Below are 19,523 nucleotides of genomic sequence, written 5' to 3' on the forward strand. Positions count from 1 at the left end.
ACTAAATGAACAAATAGTTCGGACTTTACAGCGAAGCGAAAGATCAACAAGTTCGGTATAGTTAACTCAACAGGCGGAAGGAACAAAAAAGTATCGGCTGCGATGATCTGATCTATTGGAATCATGATGAAATAAGCTCAGATTCTTAACAGAATCGCAAACTATTTTGAAAAGGATGGGATTTAAATTGGCAAAGCAAAAGTTTGGTTCATTACTAGAGCATAGAAGAAGCTTTGGTTTGGAGATCGTAAAGGCAGTACTGGAATCTGGAGATAGAGGAAATATAGTTTATAGTTAAATATTTTATAGAAAAAATAAATTGAATTTTGGAGACGAGATATGATGAGTTCAACTACCGTAACACTGCAAGAAGTGTTGAATAAACAAATAGCAAACTTGAATGTGCTGTATACCAAGCTGCATAACTACCACTGGTATGTGAAAGGACATCAGTTTTTTACGCTTCATCTCAAATTTGAAGAGTTATACAACGAAGTTGCGCTTCACAGTGATGATTTAGCAGAACGGTTACTTGCAATTAAGGGGCTGCCGATGGCGAGAATGGTAGATTATTTAAATTATTCCTCAGTGAAAGAAGCAACCGGGACAGAAAATGCGGATCAAATGGTGAAAACCATCGCTCAAGATTTTGAAATTATGATTGTAGAATTAAGGGGCGGGATGGTATTAGCAGAATCTCTCAACGATGACACAACGGCAGATATGTTGCTGGCTATTCACACATCCTTGGAAAAGCATGTTTGGATGTTAAATTCATTTCTTGAGTAAGCGAAATCTTTGGCTTTATGTTTAATCACTTCTAATTGGTAATACAATTACGCAACTCTGTTACCGGACGTCCGTTGTTATATTCGTCGACAAATCAAATAAGTTTTGAAGTAACAATATAGAGTCTTGAAGTAATTAGGCGTTCGCTCTACTGGGTGAACGCTTTTTTTAGCAGGATGCTAGTTAGACGAACGAATCTTTGTCATTAGGTGGGGGATAAATTGATTGAGGGCCACTCCGGCGATTAAGCTAACGAGGAACGATAGCTCCATGAGTACATGACGAGGCTACCGGGTATCAGAGTCGCAGGGGTTTTACGTAATGGTGATAAAATTCTTTTTCAAAGAAACAAGAAAGGTGACGCTTGGGTCTTACCTGGTGGAAGAGCTGAGGTGAATGAGCCGACGGAGGAAATCGTCGTCCGTGAATTCTTGGAGGAGTTAGGATTTCAAGTTGTCATCGATCGACTTATCGCCATAATTGAAAATTTTAATGCCTACGAGTATGAATCACTTCACGAATTCGGAATGTATTACGAGGTCAAGTTGCTGGGACAATTACCACATAACAGCTGAGTTCTCATTTTATGAGGACTCAGCTTTTCTAATAAAGGGAGGGGCAATCATGGTAGTACAGAAACGTCTCATTTATTATATTTTATTAGGAGTTTCGGCTCTTATATTATTGTACTTTTTTATCACTTTGATCTCGAATCGAATTGATCCAGTCGGTAGTAGTGTGACAGAAGAGGCTTTGATACATGACCTCAAGATTATTGCAGCAGATAAAGTATCAGTTGAACGAATAGACGTAATTAGCAACAATAAATCAACTAAAGAGGCTATCCCCGAGAGGGATGGAACAATTGATGAAACAGCAAAGGTTTTATACGTAATATCAAAAACCAAAGATAACAGAAAGCTGAACCATGTCTACGCCGCCATGGAGATGTTTATTTATATGAATGAAAGACAGGTTCCTTTTAAGGTGAAAGGAATTCAGTTGGGAACCACTCGTAAATATATGGTTGATCAGTTATGGAAAATTACTGTTACTCAGGAAGAATTCAATGAATTATATGCAACTGTAGATAAGAAAAATCTCACAAACGAGCAAGTCGTACAATTATTGGGTGATCAGTGGACCAAAAAACATAATTACAAGGGCTGGTTGAAGTAACGCAAATCGTTCAAAGCGGGGATTCCCCGCTATTTGTTCTTCCAGACAGAAAAGATCAGGCGAAAACATATTGTGATCCCTTCGATTTGTTCCAATACACGTCTAATATGAAACTTTTTAAGGGAGTTGGCAATGGTGAGCTTCGCAGGTACTCCCCTTCTTCTTAGAGCATTTTCACAGAAAAGAACAAAGTGGAATCCCTTAATAAATATAGGATTCCACTTTTTGAGTTTTTCCTTTTAGGATTAAGTGGTTTAGAAAAGGTGCTGATATTTTTGGCTTTATCGGATAGAACAATTCAGATGGAGTCACTGAAAAACTTAACGCCATCATATATTTGGAATATTACCAAACAAGTTATTAATCAATGCCCTCGATGCGACATTAATTGTTTCAATCGAAGAAAAAGAAATCGCACGTTTTGACCTTTCTAAATCTAAATGAATGTAAAAAAACGTTGAACTAACGGATAACGATAGCTCAATAAAGGACATTTGAACAAAACACCCGATTTTGTGTGCATGTATCCAAACAAAACTTAGACCGAATGCTTTTACTTACAAAACAAAGCCAGAGTGCATTAACACGCATTCTGGCTTTGTTTTATTCAACTCCCAAGCGACGGACTGCCTGAACATGAAGGCAGCGGGCGAGCATGTTGCCGGGTCTACCATCAGCGACTTACGCTTTCCTCCGGCTGCTTCGCGGTCAGATTCGTATGGAAGAACTCCGCAAGCTTCGAAACCGCAGGCGACACATACTCGTCCTTGTCGTATAGGGCGACGTGGCTGGCCTCATCAATCCAAAACAGTTCCTTGGGCTCTCGCGCGTTCGCAAACGCTTCGGTCGTCATCCATGACGTGACCGCTTGAGTTCCAACGATCATGAGCAGCGGGCGAGGCGCGATCAAGTCGATGAACTGAAATGCGTCGAAATATGCAATGCGGTCTATACTGTTCCAGGTGAATTCCTTAGCCGAGCACGGGTGCTGAGCGCGATCGGTGCAGTAATATTCCCAACCCTCGAATCCGTGCTGGCCGAAGGCGTGGGCCTGTTCCTCGGTCTCCGGGAAAATCGGGAATGTGCCGACGCCTTCGCCGCGGGCTTCGGCGGTGCGGGCCGCCGCTGCGGCGTCAAGCATGCCCTGGATGATGGCGGGGTCCTGTTTGCCATCACTGCCGTTACGGAATTGACGGCCGATGTCGGCGGCGCTAACTGTGGCGACGGCTTTGATGCGGTGGTCTGTCACAGTGGCGGGGATCACATAGCCGCCAGAGGCGCAGATGCCCAATGCGCCGATGCGGTCCGGGTCGACCTCGTTGTGCACGCTGAGAAACGAGACGGCAGCCTTTAAGTCCTCGACGCGGTGGGCTGGGTCCTCCAAATTGCGCGGCTCGCCCCCACTTTCGCCCTGAAAGGCAGCGTCGAAGGCAAGGGTAACAAAACCTTGCTCGGCCAGGCGCTTCGCGTAGAGGCCTGCAGTCTGCTCCTTGACGCCGGTGCCGGGATGGCCGACAACGATCGCAGGACGCGGCCTGATGACCTCTCCGTTTGGTGTGTAAAGGTGACCAGCGAGCTTCACGCCGGCACTGTCAAATGTGACGTCCGTCTTAGTATAATATTTCATGCATTATCCCTCCAAAATTTTATTTTATCTTCGAACCGATATTTACAATCTTGACATATTTAGTTCCAAATGTCAAGTATGAAAATTAACAAACTTGACATTTGTTGATCTGTTCGTTAACCTGAGTACATGGATAAAAAAGAATCGGCAAGACTGGAATACGTTCTTGAGACAGCTCTGAATATTTTTGCGCGGTACGGCTATAAAAAAACATCCATTGAGGATATCTCGAAAGCCGCGGGCATCACACGTCAGGGGATTTATCTTCATTTTAAAAATAAAGAGGAGATTCTTAAGGCTTCCATTCAAAAAGCGTTGGACGACGGTTTGCAAGCAGTCGATCAGATACTTGAGAATGACAGCTTAATGCTGGAAAAAAAACTGTTTCAAGCTTTAGACGAGTGGTTTGGCCGTCACGTAGGTTTCCTTCATCCTGAAGCGTCTGATCTTGCGGCCCAATGTGAACGCGTTCTCGGCGACGCTGTTGAAAACAGCAGTTCATCATTTCAAAAGAAACTCGAACAAGTCATTCTAGCATCATCTGGGAAACAAACAAAAGACGCGGAGACGCACGCTGCAACCATTGCCGACATGCTTTGTACATGTGCATTGACTTGGAAGCATCGTTTATCATCGCGGCAAGAATTTCAAGAGAAGTTGTGTGGCGCCATCCATTTGTGTTGTCAAAATCTTCGAGACTAGTTTTTGAGATTAGACGGAAAAATGAGCATCCGATAAAAAATTTAAAGATGCTAACGTTATTTAAATGAACTAAACAAACGAGGAAACGATAGTTGAATGAAACGGGAGTTGCGATTGCGACTCCCGTTTTTTTTAGTGAATTGAAACATTTCTTTGCAGCGGATTCTTTGAAGCATATTTTTGACGCAGCGGCAAAAATATGCTTCATGTCTCAGAAATTGCCATTAAAGAATGCGTTAATTTATCAATAATTCAAGTACTAAATTATTTAGGAAATGATGGATGGGAGTTTGCGGGTAGTATAGGAACAAACGGATACATTATGAAAAGAAATCGAAATTATTGAGAGTTAACAGAAAACTACTACCATTGTTGATTAAGCTAACGAAAACTATAGCCTAATAAACAACAAAGACGCGGCTGCCGGCATGGATCGGCAGCCGCGTTATGCTAAACGGGCAGGTTAGTTCCAATATGTGTTAATATAGTTTATGTAAGACCAATAAATTAACACGGGCTAACCCAGGTGATTTGTATTAGTTTAACCCACGAATTTTTCCTTCTAAGCAACGATCTTGATTTGAATGACAGATATGAGATTATACGGGGTGTAAAAAAACGCCGGTGACCTTAAGCAGGTGACCGGCGTTTCCATATTAGCGTTTCGGCATTTTGCTCTCATCCATGTACAGCAGGTTCCAGCGGTGACCGTCCAGGTCGGCAAATCCTGCGCCGTACATCCAGCCGTCAATTTCACTCGGCTTGCCAAAGATGCTTCCTCCGGCAAACTCTACTTTTTGAATAAAGGCATCTACTTCTTCTCTGCTTTCAGCGCCAATGGAAAATATTACTTCTGCGCTATGGGAAGTATCTGCGGTTTTTGAACCTGTAAATTTCTCAAACGCCTCATCCGGGAACAGCAGAATCGTTGTTTGGCCTATGGCAAGCTTGGCTCTCTCGTTACCAACGCTCACCGCATGGAATCCAATCTCATTGAAAAAGGCAGTTGACCTCTCAACATCTTTGACCGGCAGGTTAATCCAAATCTCCTGTGACATGGCTGTAGCCTCCTGGAATATATTTTCAACTACTCCTACTATACTCTACTTCTGGCATCAGAAGCGAATCTTATAAAAGAAACCGTAAGGTATGACATTCCTGTCATGCATCCTGCGTTACAGGCCCCCTTATGGAGCCGGTTCAGGCAACCTATGGAATAACAGGTAACGGAAAAACAGCTGTAATTGAGGTGGCGGCTGCCTGTGGATTGCCGCTAGTGCCTGAGGCAAGCAGGAATCCGATGCTTACAACAACCCAAGGAGTCGGCGAGCTCATTGCACATGCGATAGGGCAAGGCTGCTGTGAATTTATCATTGGACTCGGCGGAAGTGCGACGAACGATGCGGGTGTGGGAATGCTTCAGGCTTTAGGCTACCGTTTCAAGGACCAAGAGGGCAATGATGTTGGTCCAGGCGGGAATGCCCTAGGCAAGATTCATCGTATTGACTCTGCCCATGTACATCCGGAATTAAGACAATGTGAGTTTAAGATTGCCTGCGATGTCAACAATCCGCTGTACGGACCTAATGGAGCGGCTTACGTGTTTGCCCCTCAAAAAGGAGCGAGTCCCGCAATGGTGGAGGAGCTGGATTATGGTTTATACCTGTTTGCCGGTGTCGCCCGGAGGGAACTTGGTGTAAACCTTCAAGACATCCCTGGAGCGGGTGCGGCTGGTGGACTTGGAGCGGCATTTGCTGCTTTTTTAAAGGCGGAGATGCGATCGGGTGTTGGGCTGGTGCTGGAGAAGATCGGATTAAAGGAGAGTTTGGCAGGGGCTAATTTCGTGATAACAGGAGAAGGGAAGCTTGATGGACAAACGTCGATGGGCAAAGCTCCATTGGGAGTTGCTGCGCTTGCACATGCCCAAGGCATACCGGTTATTGCGTTAGCTGGTGGAGTACCAAAGAGGCCTCGGTACTGAACGATCTAGGCGTTACTTCTTTTCATTCCATTATCAGCGCTCCTATGTCTCTTGAACAAGCCATGGATCCAGTTGAAACGCGATATCATCTTAGAAGTACAACCAAGCAATTATTCAGATTAATTCAAGCAGTGAAAGCTGTGGAAAAATAGCGAAATGTAGTATACCGATAACTCCTGATCTGGGGAGGGGTTGGTATATTTGCATGATAGGAAGGGGAAAAACCTTTATGACGAAATTTAAGGTGGTATTAACCAAAGAAACATGGCCTGCTGCTATGGAAAGAATTGAACAGCATTGTGAAGTGAAGTGTTGGAAAGAAGCGGAACCGATCCCACGAACATTATTACTTGAATGGTTAAAGGATGCGGAGGGTTTATTCAGCACAGGTGATGTACAGGTAAATGAAGATTTGTTGGCTAATGCTCCTCAATTAAGAGTCGTAGCACAATCATCGGTAGGGTACGACAATATTGACATAGGTGCTTGCACGAGAAGGGGAATCCCCTTTGGAAATACACCTGGCGTGCTTGTCGAAACAACGGCAGATTTAACCTTTGCCTTATTGCTGAGCGCAGCTCGCCGAATTCATGAATGTTGGGATTTTGTCAAATCAGGCAAATGGGCAAGTACGAACAACATTCCTTTCGGTGTAGATTTGTATGGGAAAACGCTCGGTATCGTAGGCATGGGAGATATCGGCTGCGCTGTAGCTAGAAGAGCTAAGGCGTGTGGGCTAAACATTATTTACTATAATCGTACAAAGCGTATAGATGATCATGTACTCGAAGCGAGATATGTTGACTTTAGGGACTTGCTGCAAGAGTCCGACTTTATCATTACCCTCGTTCCTTTATCGAATCAAAGCCGGGGAATGTTTGGAGCTGAGGAGTTTGCGCAGATGAAACCATCGGCCTATTTTATTAATGCGGCACGTGGGTCTATCGTGAATACCCAGGCCCTTTACGAAGCATTGAAAAGTAAACAAATTGCATACGCCGCATTAGATGTGACCGATCCAGAACCCCTTACGGGAGACCATCCTTTACTCAGTCTTCCGAATATCTTAATAACCCCGCATGTAGGAAGTGCAACTTACGAAACGAGAAATCGCATGGCACATTTAGCTGTGGATAATTTATTGGCAGGTCTTGGTAGACAACCGCTTCCAACTTGTGTAAATCCAACGGTTAATTATCCGAAGTAAGCCCTTTAAAGGTTGTCCCCTTTAGAAAAAACCAAAAGTAGAGAAGATGACATCTGAAAGAAAGTCCCGATGAAGAACACACTCATCGGGACTTTTTTTATATTGAAAATCATATATGAAATGATATACTTAGTATATTAACTACAAAGGTGTTAGGGTGAATTGGATGGAAGGACATTTATATGAACAGCTTTATAAGCATATCCTTCATGAGATTAAAGAGGGACAATTGAAGGCAGGAGATCGCGTATCTTCCGAAAAAGAACTGGCCGAACGGTTTGGCGTCAGCCGCATTACTTCCAAAAAAGCGCTGGAGAAGTTGGCCGAAGCGGGAGTCATCAAACGCATTCAGGGAAAAGGTTCGTTTGTTGCGGATGGTATCAGAGGGGGATTGGAGCACAAACGTCATTCGGAGGAAAAAACGAGTCTGGAATCCGATGAAAATGAAAGACCGTTGATCGGGTTCATTATTTCGAATTTTTCCGACGAATTCGGCTTGCAGCTGCTTCGATCGATTGAAAAGCAGAGCGCTGAGCACAACTATGATTTGATCATCAAACGAACTCGTGGGAGTAGGGACGAAGAAGAACGTGCTATCCAACTGTTTGTTAGTCTAGGCATCAAGGGTTTAATCGTGACTCCAATCCATGGACAACATTATAATGCTGAACTGCTTCGCCTCGTATTGGACAAATTTCCCATTGTATTCGTCGATAGATACCTAAAAGGAATTCCGGTTTGCTCCGTTTACACGGACAATAAGAGAGCCGCTCAGGATCTTACGATTCATCTGATTGGGAGAGGCCACGATAAAATCGCCTTCTTGTCTCCACCGGAGGAAAACACATCAACTTTGGAGGAAAGGCTGCTGGGGTATACTTTGGCTTTTACGCAAGAGGGATTAAAGCTAAATCAGGACTATTGTTTGACGAATTTAAAGGGTACCCTCCCCATGAACCTGGACGGAACCGCAATCGATAGTGATAAAGAGATGATTCAGCGCTTTTTGGAACAATACCCTGATGTAAAGGCATTTGTCGCCTCGGAGTTTCTGGTCGCAACAATGCTGGCTCAGGTCATCAATTCGTTGGGGAAATCACTGAACGAATACGATATCGTTTGCTTCGATTCACTCAACGATTACCTAGGAAAGCCGATATTCACTCACATTCAACAAGATGAGAGGCGGATGGGCGAAGAAGCGGTGGACTTGCTCGTCTCGCAGTTAATCGGAGAAGCTGTCCCCGAACAGAGAATTATCGAACATCGGATCGTCATAAAATAACCGGTAGCGGTGATTGAATAGCGATTGGAAAAAAACATGGTAAAGCCATGTTTTTTTGTTTGGCTTGCCTTATGCGGACAATATCTCTTCAAAAAAAGTCTGGAATAGGTGTATTTTTAGACAATCATGTCGCGAAATTGAAGTTGACATGATATGTGTGAGATATTAATATACTCAGTATACATAAACATACTATTTTATGGAAATGAGGTGAACTGGCTCCCTCCCAAGGATTCAATAACGTGTATTCAGCAACGATGTAAACGCATACATAATTGGCGCGTGATATCAATTGACTTTTGATCTCATGTACATCTGAATTTTATAGGAGGTGAGTTAGGTTTACAGGAAGTGAAGATGAATAACAAAACTTACCTTAAGGGGGATTTATGCATGAGCAAATCCAAAAAACTCACATTTCCAACACTGGTATCTGTTCTCACTATTTCAGTTCTTGCAACCGCATGTTCATCAACTACTCCAACTACGGGAGGCAGTAATTCAACCACTCCATCAACCACTGCAGCCTCGAACGATAAAGGCGGACAAGGTAATGTAACTGTCACTATGTGGCACGGCCTAACCTCAATCGATTTGGACAATATGAATAAAGTCGTGAAAGCATTTGAAGAGAAAAATCCAACGATCAAAATCAAATTGGTATATACAGAATCCAATGAGGGCGCCGATCAGAAGCTGCTGACTGCAGTCGCAGGTGGCAACCCTCCAGATATTGCCTATTTCGACCGATTTAAGGTCGGCTCTTGGGCAGCCCAAGGTTCATTGACTGACCTATCTACTATGGCTGCTGGAGCTGGAATAAAAAAGGACTCGTATTATCCATTTGCATGGGACGAGTCCAGTTATAAAGGCAAGCTATATGCCATTCCGTTAGGTACGGACTCACGTTTGCTGTTTTACAATAAGGATCATTTCAAAGAAGTTGGGCTCGACCCCAACAATCCGCCTAAAACGCTTGCCGAGCTCGAAGCGGCTTCTGAAAAGTTGACCATCAAGGATGGCAAACGTTTCAAACGAATCGGTTTTATTCCATGGTATTCACAAGGTTGGCTTTACAGCTGGGGATGGTCATTTGGAGGAGACTTCCAAGATAAATCAACAGGCAAAATCACTGCGAATGATCCTAAGGTCGTAGATGCGCTTCAGTGGATGACCGATTTCGGTAAAAAATACAATGTCGAGGACATTGCAGGATTCACAAGCGCAGCCGGTACGGATGAGATGGATCCATTCATTTCCGGTCAAATCAGTATGAAGATAAGTGGAAACTGGACGGTAGCCGGTATCAAAAAATTTAAACCTAACCTGAATTACGGTGTTACACCGATACCGACACCTACTGGATCAAACTTTTCGACGTGGTCGGGCGGCATGTCCCTTATTATTCCTAAAGGCTCCAAGAACATTGAACCCGCTTGGAAGTTCCTTGAATTCTTGGGTAAAGAAGAGGGGCAATATTTGGTGAACGCCCAGTCTGGCATGTCGGTTATAGATTCCGTTAACGCCAAGTTCGGGTACAAGGACGATCCAATAATGAAAGAATTCGTCAATATTCTTCCGAAATCACACAACCGTCCGGTCATTCCTGAAGGACAGCTGCTTTGGAATGAATTAGCTTCCGCAACAGAAAAGTCCACTCGCGGTAACGGCAGCCCTAAAGAGAATCTCGATAAAGTGACAGAAACTGTAAACAAAGCACTAGAAAAATATAATAAATAGGATACTCCATAGGCAGGGAGAGTCTCTCTCTCCTTGCCTATTCATATAGGATATTCGGAAGGAGGATGCACATGGCAAAACCAGCTGAGTCTATTCATGTATTAAAACATACAGCAGCAAGAAAAAAGAGATCATTTCGTACGACAAACTTGATTGGGTGGCTCTTTGCTTCACCTTGGGCTTTAGGTCTCATTTGCTTTTATGCAATTCCTATGTTTGCATCCATCTACTTCAGCTTCACCACTTACAGCATCCTGCAGCCTGGTGAATTTATCGGGCTGAATAATTATAAGGATCTTTTTAATGATCCTTTGTTTTGGAAGTCCATCTACAACACGATTTATTTTGCTGTTTTTTTCGTTCCGTTAAGTATATTTTTCGGTGTGGTGCTCGCTATGATGCTAAATATGAAGGTCAAGGGTATGGCTGTATACCGAACGATCTTCTTCTTACCGACCCTTGTGCCGCAGGTGGCTTTGGCCGTTCTGTGGATGTGGTTGTTGCATCCAAACTTTGGTTTGGTGAATGGCATGTTAGCAAGCCTAGGTATCGATGGGCCCCCTTGGCTGGGTGGTGAATCGTGGTCTAAACCCTCTCTCATCCTTATGTCGTTATGGGGTATCGGTCATGCTGTCGTTATCTACCTTGCTGGATTAGGAGACATTCCCGATGAGTACTATGAAGCAGCGGAAATCGATGGGGCTAATTGGTTTCAGAAAGCGAAAACAGTAACGCTGCCTTTGCTAACTCCTGTTATTTTCTACAATCTGGTCATGGGAACGATCGGTGCCTTTCAACAGTTCACCCTCCCGTACACAATGACCAAAGGGCAAGGAACTCCAGCAAATTCCATGACATTTTACGTCATGTATTTATACGAGAACGGATTTAGATATTTCAAAATGGGCTATGCTTCCGCCATGGCATGGATTTTATTTGTTATCGTTATGGCCTTAACTGCGTTGATTTTCATATCGTCTAAACGCTGGGTTCATTATCAAGGGAAATAAAGGAGGCAATAAAGGAATGAATCCTCTAACTATTAAAAAAATGAACCGAACGTTAGCTCATTTATGCCTAATTATTGCTTCATTTTTTTTCATTATCCCGTTTATTTGGCTGGTCTCAACTTCCTTGAAACCGCTCACACAAATCTTTACATTTCCCCCAGAATGGATTCCGCATCCCTTTCAGTGGAGTAACTATTCCCGTGCAGTTGAGTATATCGCTTTCTGGACCTATCTGAAAAATACAGCAGTTATTACTATAGTTAGTACAATTGGTGTGATCATATCTTGTCCGTTGGTCGCATATAGTTTTGCCAAGTTGGAGTGGCGAGGTCGCGGCGTGTTGTTCTTCATTACCCTCGCTGTTATGATGATTCCCGGTCAAGTCACCATGATTCCCCTTTTTCTTTTGTTTACTAAATTAGGTTGGGTTGGAACAGCTCTTCCGCTCATTATCCCGCAATTTTTTGGAGTACCGTTTTACATTTTCTTATTAAGGCAGTTTTTTCTTGGGCTGCCCGATGCCCTTCGCGAAGCGGCACGCATAGACGGCGCTAGTGAGTTCCGCATTTATCTACAGATCATGTTCCCGTTAGCCAAGTCCGCCGTTTTAGCTGTGGCACTGTTTCAATTTATGGGAAGCTGGACCGATTTCATTGGTCCCTTGCTCTATTTAACCAATGAACCTACCTATACGGTCTCACTCGGATTGCAGCAATTCCAAAGTCAAAAAGGTTCTGAATGGGGCTTATTAATGGCCGTATCCACCTTAATGACATTACCCGTTATTATCCTGTTCTTTTTTCTCCAGAAAACGTTTATTAGCGGAATTACCTTTAGCGGTATAAAAGGTTGAGTGAAAATGAAGGATTAAAAAGCAAAAGCTGCCATTGGCTTAGTCCGAGGCAGCTTTATTGCTTTGTCAGTCCACCAGTGTTTCGCCGTGTTTTAGCAGTTTAAGACGGCTTGAGTCGAGTTCCCCTCGCTGCCAATCAGCCAGCAACCGGTCAAGTGCTTCCTGCGGCGTATCATCGGCAAGCCGGAAAGCGCCATAATGCATGGGGATGAACGTTTCGGCTCCAACATCGAGGAACGCCTGAACCGCCTCCTCCGGCGTAACGTGCTGCATCCCCATAAACCACTCCGGCTCGTAAGCGCCGATTGGCATGAGCGCATAGCGAATACCCGGAAACCTGGCTCCGATGTCGCGGAAGCCTTGGAAATATCCCCTGTCTCCGGCAAAATAAATCGCGTCTTTATTCTCCGCACCATCTACTGAATTCTCTGCTGATCGATTGATCACCCAGCCTCCCCAAAGCGAACTGTTCGTATCCGTCAGCGTTCGCCGCGTCCAATGCTGCGCTGGAACGAAATGAAACTCCAGCGGCCCGAGCGTCGTCTTCCCCCACCAAGGAAGCTCGTGGACCGTATTCAATCCAAGCCGCCTCATCTTCATGCCAAGTCCTTCAGGCACAAGCGCGACAGGCGAGCCTTTCAGCTTGCGCAATGATCCGACGTGCAGGTGATCGTAATGCGAATGAGACAGCAAGACGATATCAACCGGCGGTATTTCATCGAGTGTAAGTCCTGGCGCCTCTAGTCTGCGGGCAAAGCCCATCCGGTTAGCCCATACCGGATCCGTAACGATCGTCAGGCCCGCCATCTGCAACAGGAAAGTCGAATGTCCAATCCAAGTGATCGTTGTTTCGCTGCGGTTATGCATAAGCAGCTCTTGCTGCTTATGCTCCGCTTGACCGATACGTAAGGTGAGATCCTTGACTTTCCCTTTCCGTTCTTGCTGCCATCGGCGAATTTCCTTCCATGTTTTCACCTTCGCAGCTGGATCTGCATTGCTATAACGTTTGCGTGCCATCAATTTGTTACTCCCCTCGCCAAACCACCATAAGTACCTTCATACACATAAAGATGTAGAATATTCAAGCATTTGTCAATGATGAGTAGAGATAAGCATACATGGTCAAATGATGAAGTGGTTATGGGGAAATCGTTACGCGGAGATTTATTCTAAACCCTTAGGAATTAAATTGCTCGACAAACAAGCCATATCCTCTTGCTTCAAGGTCACTTTTCGGAATGAATTGTAAAGCTGCAGAGTTAATGCAGAAACGCAGTCCTGTTGGCTCAGGTCCATCATTGAACACATCGCCTAGAAAGGAATCGGCATAACGGCTCCTTACCTGAGTAATCACCGAGAATAAGTCATGTTTTTCTTTAAATATAATATGGTCTGGCTCCAACGGTTTAGAAAAGCTTGCCCAACCCGTACCCGCATCAAATTTGTCTTTTGAGCTAAATAAAGGCTCACCCGAAACAATATCCACGTAAATACCTTCTTTTTTGTTATCCCAATATTCGTTATGAAACGGCTGCTCGTCCTTATCATGCTGAGTTACGTCGTATTGGAGCTTAGTCAACGTTTTCAACTTTTCTTCTTTGTTAAAATCTTTATACACATTTATCTTTTCGGGAATCACGACCCGATCATTACCCCAAGTTTTATTTAAAAATGCACCCCGACCAGAGCCAAGTTCATTTACCTTGTAGCTGATTGGATTTTTTTTGTAATAGTCCTGATGTTCCTCCTCCGCTTTGTAAAACGTTGATGCGAGTACAATCTTCGTTACAATCGGTTTATCAAACTGTCCGGATGAATTTAATGCATCTTTGGATGCTTCGGCTATCTCTTTCTGTTCATTACTATTGTAAAAAACGACGGAACGATATTCTTTGCCGCGATCAACGAATTGACCATCTGCATCCGTAGGATCAACGTTCCGCCAGTAAACTTGAAGCAGTTGGTCATACGTAATCTGACTCGGGTTAAAGCGAACTTCCACCGATTCTAGATGGCCTGTAGTTCCAGTAGACACCTCACCGTAGGTCGGATTTTCCTTTTGTCCTCCTGTATACCCGGTTACAACACGCAAGACACCATCAAGCTTTTCGAAGGGCGCCTCCATACTCCAGAAACAACCTCCAGCAAAAATAGCGGTATCGTAATTGGTGCTCGATTTTTCACTAATCGTAGTTAAAACCTCTTGAGCCTTCGTTATTCCATCCTTGTTAAATGAAGCGTAAATGGTATAACCCAAAAAGACGAATAGGGCAATGGGCAACACAAATATTTTTTTTTTGAAATTCATTATTCCTTTCGCCTCCGTAATAGATTTATCGCATCTTCAAGCTAATTGGCTAATTCCATACCTTTCTGCATTTTTCTTAAAAAGTAGTAAGAAAGCAGAACAAACAATAAGACTACAACAGACTTAATACTTCCCATCGGATTTCCGACAGCGTTTTCTGACCAAAATGCAGAGATACAATCAATAGTAAAACCGGCATATGCCCATTCTTTTAGTCTGTTAAATTTTGGAACAAGAAGAACAATGATACCTATGAGTTTGGCTACTCCAAGAATAGTCAGAAAGTAGGCTGGATAGCCTAACAGTTCAGTCGATTCTGCCAATGTTTTTGGGGTTTGTAAAAGCTCATTGACGGCACTGAGTAAGAATCCTATGAGCGTACAAATCGTGATTACCCAGTAGGTGATTTTTACTTTCTTCATTTTAATAACTCCTCGTATCATATTTTTAGTTTTGTCCGAAATCACGGCCATACTCGCCTGATTTCTTACACTTTGATTTTATCAAGATCAAGACGTAAGCAAATCTGTGAAAAGTCATGTCTTCACAAAGAAAAAGGCAGAACGTTTGATCACTAAAGCATGATTAATCTCATACTCTATGCCAAAAGTCATGCCCTTTAATTATATTTGGTGACGAACTGAGAACACGGCTGCTTGTGTTCGGTCTCGTAATCCTAGCTTAGCTATGAGGTTCGAGACGTGATTTTTCACTGTACCTTCCGTGATAATAAGCAAGCCTGCAATCTCTTTATTATTTAATCCTTGGCCCAATAAAGCTAGGACCTCTTTCTCTCGCTCCGTCAGTTGACTGAGCTGGGCAGGCTCATTAATATGTAAAGGATGAGCGTTATCCGGGTGCCATTCCGACATTTTTTTCAACTCGTTAAGAAGTGTTGCTGTGATATCTGGTTGAAGGACAGTCCCGCCGTTGTATACCGTTTGAATCGCACTTATGATCGTCTCCGATGGCATATCCTTCAACAAATAGCCATGGACGCCTTTTTCCAAAACTTTTAAAATTAACTCCGCGTCATCGAAGGTGGTCAGAATCAGTACCTTCGTCTCTGGTAAAGCCCTAAGAATCAATTCCGTTCCTTCCACGCCATCCATGCCAGGCATTCGGATATCCATCAACACAACATCCGGTCGCCATTCGAGCGCTTTGGTATAGGCATCTCTCCCATCCACCGCTGTTCCAACGACTTCCATGCCCTGTTCCAACCCGATGATGGTCGCAAGTCCCTCTCTCATGAGCCTCTGATCGTCTACTATGAGGATTTTCAATGATTTACACGCTCCATTTCCGTTAATGGATAAGGGAATTGCACTTCAACAGCAAACCCCTCTTGCTGATCCATGTTAAAATGCACCTGTCCGTTCCACTCCTTGACTCTTTCTTGTAAATTGATTAAACCAAACCCCGGCTTCAGGTCAGCAGGGACCTCTCCGTCATTACGTATGCACAGAGAAAAATTGCTCTCCGAATAGGTTAACAAGATTTTCGCATTTTTCGCATGGCCGTGTTTATGAGCATTCGTCAGTGACTCCTGTACGATTCGATAAGCAGTTAATTGAAGATCACCTGGCAGTGGGACGGTTATCCCATTTACTTCAAAAGAGGTTTGAACCTCGGCAAATTTGGTAAACTCCTCAGTAAGCTTCCCAAGGCTATCATTTAAGGAAGTGGACTTAACAGGTTCATCTCGAATAGCCCTTACCGAAAGCCGGACCTCTTGCAAAGATGATCTTATTAAATCTTCACATTCAAGATAGGTTTGTTCACTGCGTAAAGGATCCAGACTACTTAGCTTGCGAGCCGCTTGCATTTGAACCAATAATGCCGTCAGTTTATGACCTACCGTATCATGAATTTCTCGTGCAATGCGCACTCTCTCCCTTGTCGCTGCCCACTCCTCCGTTTTGAGAGCATAGTCCTGAAGTCGCTCATGGGATTGCATCAATTGTGCATACAACTGCATCGTATCCCGACGTGCGCGTTGATAAAAATTGATTAGAGCGCTCACAATACCTGCGAAAATAATGAACGAACAGGTAATAAAGTAGCCAATTTCATCGATTCGTTTAAATAAATACCAATCAATGCTTCCCATCGTAATAATATACACGACCAGCAGCAGTAAGCATGTAATAATTAGCATTCGGGTGTTCTTTAAAAACATTAAAATCGCTAAGGCTGTAATTCCAATAAATAGATGATTCGGGAAATTTCCACCTATATATACATAACCATAGGAAGCGGATACCAAGAAATCTAAGATGAGGATGTGAAATAGCCAAGTGTGTTTTTTTGGCATCTTTAGATAAAATAAATGAACTAAAAGAAAAACCACCAATGAAAAGACAACAAAACTTAGTCCCCAAAAAATTGTAATTGAATTTTGAAAATAAAAAACACCGGTTAAAGCCAAATCAAAAGCAAGCTTTATACCAAAAAACAGCCTCCATGAAAGGGGGTTCTTGCTTATTTTATCCGTTTCTTGGATCATTCTCTTTTATTCACCTCATCTTGTGTTGGATCTTATTGGAGCGAATTCAAAAGCATCTAAGGCTTTAGGATGGAGCCATCCATGCTTTAGAGGAAACCTCATCCAAATGGAGATCCTCGTAGGTGGAGGGTACGACATTTTAGGCAGCAGATCGGGTTCGGAAATGAGGGGTCTGGGTTCCAAGTGATGCTCTTACATACATGATCTCCACTAAATTCGTCCGTATCTCATTAGCTAAAGAGAATGGTACACAGTTTCGAGGAATTGTGCAAAAGAAACGTGGAAAAAGGAAAGTGATAGCTAAATTTCCCTGTAATAATAGAAGGAAATTAAGTTGCTCACTAGATCTGGGAGGAAAGGGGGAAAACAGTATGAAGCATCTGGCATTTTTTCATAGATAAGCACTTCCCCTAATATAACTATTCTATTTAAGTACATGACCTATGCAGTTTGATCCATTTACTGGTAAAACAGACTACAATCCAGTGATTAACGTGAAAATATACCTGTAATTGGATTGCAGTTACCACTTCGATCAAATCACATGGAATTTCTCCCGTTAATTTCAGTCATTTTCTTCGAAATCACCAAAAACAGTTGTTTTTACGGTAGGTTTTCCATCTAAAATGTGTTTTCAAAGAGGAAAGGGTATGATTAGAAGCAGTTTTTCCAGTTAAATTGTGTCGACCACTCCCATGGAAAACCATTTATCTGGACAATCACAGTAAATGGGGTGAACTGCATAGGTCATGCAATTTATTAGTAGAGGTGTCTGGATTTAATTGGAATCGTTAATTGACATGCGGATGCCGCCATGCTAAACTGTAACGAAATTGATTATAGATAATTAACTTCAGCATATAGTTTAGCAGCCTTGGGATAGACCATCTGAGTGGGGAGGATCATTCGTATGTCAACCGATTTACCAAAAGTAGAGCAACCATCCGTACCAGAGGTACCCAGTATTATGCGAGAACGGACGGTCTCCTGGTTACTCTGCATTACTATTATTCTAGTCGTTATGAACACGATGATGTTCAATTTGGCATTGCCCAAAATTGCTGTACAATTTGCACTCAACCCCTCGACTGCGTCATGGGTCGTGACGGGTTACTCCATCGTCTTTGCCATATCATCGATTACTTTCAGCCGATTGTCCGATTTCGTGCCAATTCGAAGGCTCTTCACGGCGGCGCTGCTGGCATTGGGAGGGGCATCCGTGATTGGCATGTTCAGCGGCGGATTTGGGCTACTTCTTATCTCGAGGCTTATTCAGGCTGCAGGCGCTGGCGCCATTCCTTCGCTTGCGATCGTGCTTGTTACTCGTTACATTCCCGTGTCTCGCAGGGGCATGGCAATGTCGTTCATTTTGTCAGCCGCCTCACTTGGCCTCGGGCTTGGTCCTGTCGTCGGCGGATCAATCGTTCAGTATCTGGGGTGGCATTTCCTATTTGTAATCACCGGCCTAACACTGCTGCTGATCCCGATTTTCCTGCTAATACTTCCCCGGGAAAAGGCGGAGCGCGGTTCGTTCGATTTTATTGGCGCCGTCCTGATCGGGATGGGTACGACGGGGCTGCTGCTCTTCCTTACATCCAAGAGCACAGCTGCACTCGTTGTGGGTGTGATTGCCCTAGCATTGTTCGCGGTGCGCATCCGCAAAGCGACGAATCCATTCGTCCTGCCCGCCCTATTTGGCGACAGACTTTATCTGGCGCTTGGTGCTATCGGCATTAGCGCCTACATGATCAGCTTCGCCTTCTTGTTCCTCGCCCCGCAAATGCTGGCCAGAGTCTTCGGTTTAACTCCGGCCGTGTCGGGTCTCGTACTCTTTCCAGGCGCGCTCCTTGCCATGCTGGTATCCAACTGGGTTGGCCGCCTTATCGACCGATACGGTAACGGTGCGCTCCTTCGCTACACGCCTTGGCTGCTGCTGGTTTCGACCGTGTTGCTCGCGCTGACTGCCGTCCATTCCTTTTATGGACTTGCCGCCGTCTATATACTGACGAGCATCAGCATCACTTCTATCTCCAGTGCGGTCTCAAACGAGCTATCGCGGCAATTGACGAAGGAACGGATCGGCTCTGGTATGGGCTTATTCCAGCTGCTGCAATTTTTCAGCGGGGCTTTTGCCGTAGCCATCTCGGGGAGTGCACTCGTCTGGCAGAAGTCATTGCCAACCGAGCGCGCGTTCGACAATCTAATCTGGGGCATGGTAGGAATCGCCATATTGACCATCGTCTTTACCTTTATTTATCGCGGCTACGCCAGAAAGCGAACGAATGCCGCTGCTACTCTGGCTTAATAAATACAAAGAGGATCCCACGCGGATC

General features: G+C 44.1%; 19 protein-coding genes. 12 read left to right on the top strand and 7 right to left on the bottom strand.

All coding sequences use genetic code 11. The features are described 5' to 3' along the window. Positions 1-339 precede the first annotated feature (339 nt). The 3 genes from QFZ77_RS07205 to QFZ77_RS07215 all read left to right on the top strand — a co-directional run bounded on the left by QFZ77_RS07205 (position 340) and on the right by QFZ77_RS07215 (position 1,968). Positions 340-789 carry a Dps family protein gene (locus QFZ77_RS07205; protein ID WP_307437992.1) on the top strand — a complete coding sequence of 150 codons (450 nt, stop codon included), beginning with the start codon at positions 340-342 and terminating at the stop codon, positions 787-789. Between the two features lie 278 nt (positions 790-1,067). After that, positions 1,068-1,364: an NUDIX hydrolase gene (locus QFZ77_RS07210; protein WP_307437994.1), complete on the top strand. Its 297-nt coding sequence runs from the start codon at positions 1,068-1,070 to the stop codon at positions 1,362-1,364. Between the two features lie 49 nt (positions 1,365-1,413). Next, positions 1,414-1,968, top strand: a complete 555-nt coding sequence (locus QFZ77_RS07215; RefSeq protein WP_307437995.1) for a hypothetical protein — start codon at positions 1,414-1,416, stop codon at positions 1,966-1,968. 673 nt (positions 1,969-2,641) lie between these two features. Here the strand turns inward: QFZ77_RS07215 and QFZ77_RS07220 are convergent. Continuing rightward, positions 2,642-3,595: an alpha/beta hydrolase gene (locus tag QFZ77_RS07220; RefSeq protein ID WP_307437997.1), complete on the bottom strand. Its 954-nt coding sequence runs from the start codon at positions 3,593-3,595 to the stop codon at positions 2,642-2,644. A gap of 129 nt (positions 3,596-3,724) precedes the next feature. On the opposite strand from QFZ77_RS07220, the gene QFZ77_RS07225 reads away from it, so the two are divergent. Further along, positions 3,725-4,297 (top strand): TetR/AcrR family transcriptional regulator, encoded by a 573-nt coding sequence (locus QFZ77_RS07225; RefSeq protein ID WP_307437998.1) that lies wholly within the window; start codon positions 3,725-3,727, stop codon positions 4,295-4,297. A 92-nt stretch (positions 4,298-4,389) separates the two neighbouring features. Further along, entirely contained in the window at positions 4,390-4,548 is a 159-nt protein-coding gene (locus QFZ77_RS07230) for a hypothetical protein (protein WP_307438000.1), read from the top strand. Positions 4,549-4,953: 405 nt separating this feature from the next. On the opposite strand, the gene QFZ77_RS07235 is transcribed toward QFZ77_RS07230, so the two are convergent. Further along, positions 4,954-5,355 carry a VOC family protein gene (locus QFZ77_RS07235; protein ID WP_307438001.1) on the bottom strand — a complete coding sequence of 134 codons (402 nt, stop codon included), beginning with the start codon at positions 5,353-5,355 and terminating at the stop codon, positions 4,954-4,956. A 131-nt stretch (positions 5,356-5,486) separates the two neighbouring features. Here QFZ77_RS07235 and QFZ77_RS07240 point away from each other — a divergent pair, with 131 nt between their 5' ends. The 6 genes from QFZ77_RS07240 (at position 5,487) to QFZ77_RS07265 (ending at position 12,373) form a co-directional block, all read left to right on the top strand. Further along, positions 5,487-6,278 carry a glycerate kinase family protein gene (locus QFZ77_RS07240; RefSeq protein WP_307438003.1) on the top strand — a complete coding sequence of 264 codons (792 nt, stop codon included), beginning with the start codon at positions 5,487-5,489 and terminating at the stop codon, positions 6,276-6,278. Positions 6,279-6,507: 229 nt separating this feature from the next. Beyond that, the gene (locus tag QFZ77_RS07245) at positions 6,508-7,485 is read left to right on the top strand and encodes a 2-hydroxyacid dehydrogenase (RefSeq protein WP_307438005.1); all 978 of its coding nucleotides are present in this window, start codon (positions 6,508-6,510) and stop codon (positions 7,483-7,485) included. A gap of 166 nt (positions 7,486-7,651) precedes the next feature. Continuing rightward, on the top strand, positions 7,652-8,770 hold the full coding sequence (locus tag QFZ77_RS07250; protein WP_307438006.1) for a GntR family transcriptional regulator: 1,119 nt from the start codon (positions 7,652-7,654) through the stop codon (positions 8,768-8,770). A 393-nt stretch (positions 8,771-9,163) separates the two neighbouring features. Further along, complete coding sequence (locus tag QFZ77_RS07255; protein ID WP_307438007.1) at positions 9,164-10,510, top strand: ABC transporter substrate-binding protein; 1,347 nt, start codon at positions 9,164-9,166, stop codon at positions 10,508-10,510. 71 nt (positions 10,511-10,581) lie between these two features. Beyond that, positions 10,582-11,520 (top strand): carbohydrate ABC transporter permease, encoded by a 939-nt coding sequence (locus QFZ77_RS07260; protein ID WP_307438009.1) that lies wholly within the window; start codon positions 10,582-10,584, stop codon positions 11,518-11,520. 16 nt (positions 11,521-11,536) lie between these two features. Further along, positions 11,537-12,373: a carbohydrate ABC transporter permease gene (locus tag QFZ77_RS07265; protein ID WP_307438010.1), complete on the top strand. Its 837-nt coding sequence runs from the start codon at positions 11,537-11,539 to the stop codon at positions 12,371-12,373. 66 nt (positions 12,374-12,439) lie between these two features. Here the strand turns inward: QFZ77_RS07265 and QFZ77_RS07270 are convergent, their stop codons facing one another. From QFZ77_RS07270 to QFZ77_RS07290, 5 genes are all read right to left on the bottom strand, one after another. Then, entirely contained in the window at positions 12,440-13,390 is a 951-nt protein-coding gene (locus QFZ77_RS07270) for an MBL fold metallo-hydrolase (protein ID WP_307438013.1), read from the bottom strand. Between the two features lie 160 nt (positions 13,391-13,550). Further along, on the bottom strand, positions 13,551-14,681 hold the full coding sequence (gene msrA / locus QFZ77_RS07275; RefSeq protein WP_307438015.1) for a peptide-methionine (S)-S-oxide reductase MsrA: 1,131 nt from the start codon (positions 14,679-14,681) through the stop codon (positions 13,551-13,553). Between the two features lie 41 nt (positions 14,682-14,722). Further along, complete coding sequence (locus QFZ77_RS07280) at positions 14,723-15,103, bottom strand: DoxX family protein (RefSeq protein ID WP_307438017.1); 381 nt, start codon at positions 15,101-15,103, stop codon at positions 14,723-14,725. Between the two features lie 201 nt (positions 15,104-15,304). Continuing rightward, positions 15,305-15,967, bottom strand: a complete 663-nt coding sequence (locus QFZ77_RS07285) for a response regulator (RefSeq protein ID WP_307438019.1) — start codon at positions 15,965-15,967, stop codon at positions 15,305-15,307. Further along, positions 15,964-16,842 carry a sensor histidine kinase gene (locus QFZ77_RS07290; protein WP_307438021.1) on the bottom strand — a complete coding sequence of 293 codons (879 nt, stop codon included), beginning with the start codon at positions 16,840-16,842 and terminating at the stop codon, positions 15,964-15,966. Before QFZ77_RS07290 ends, QFZ77_RS07285 begins: the two co-directional genes overlap by 4 nt. Before the next feature lie 1,258 nt (positions 16,843-18,100). Here QFZ77_RS07290 and QFZ77_RS07295 point away from each other — a divergent pair. Further along, entirely contained in the window at positions 18,101-19,495 is a 1,395-nt protein-coding gene (locus QFZ77_RS07295; protein WP_307438024.1) for an MFS transporter, read from the top strand. Positions 19,496-19,523: the final 28 nt, after the last annotated feature.

The organism is Paenibacillus sp. V4I3 (assembly GCF_030817215.1).
Classification (GTDB): Bacteria; Bacillota; Bacilli; order Paenibacillales; family NBRC-103111; genus Paenibacillus_E.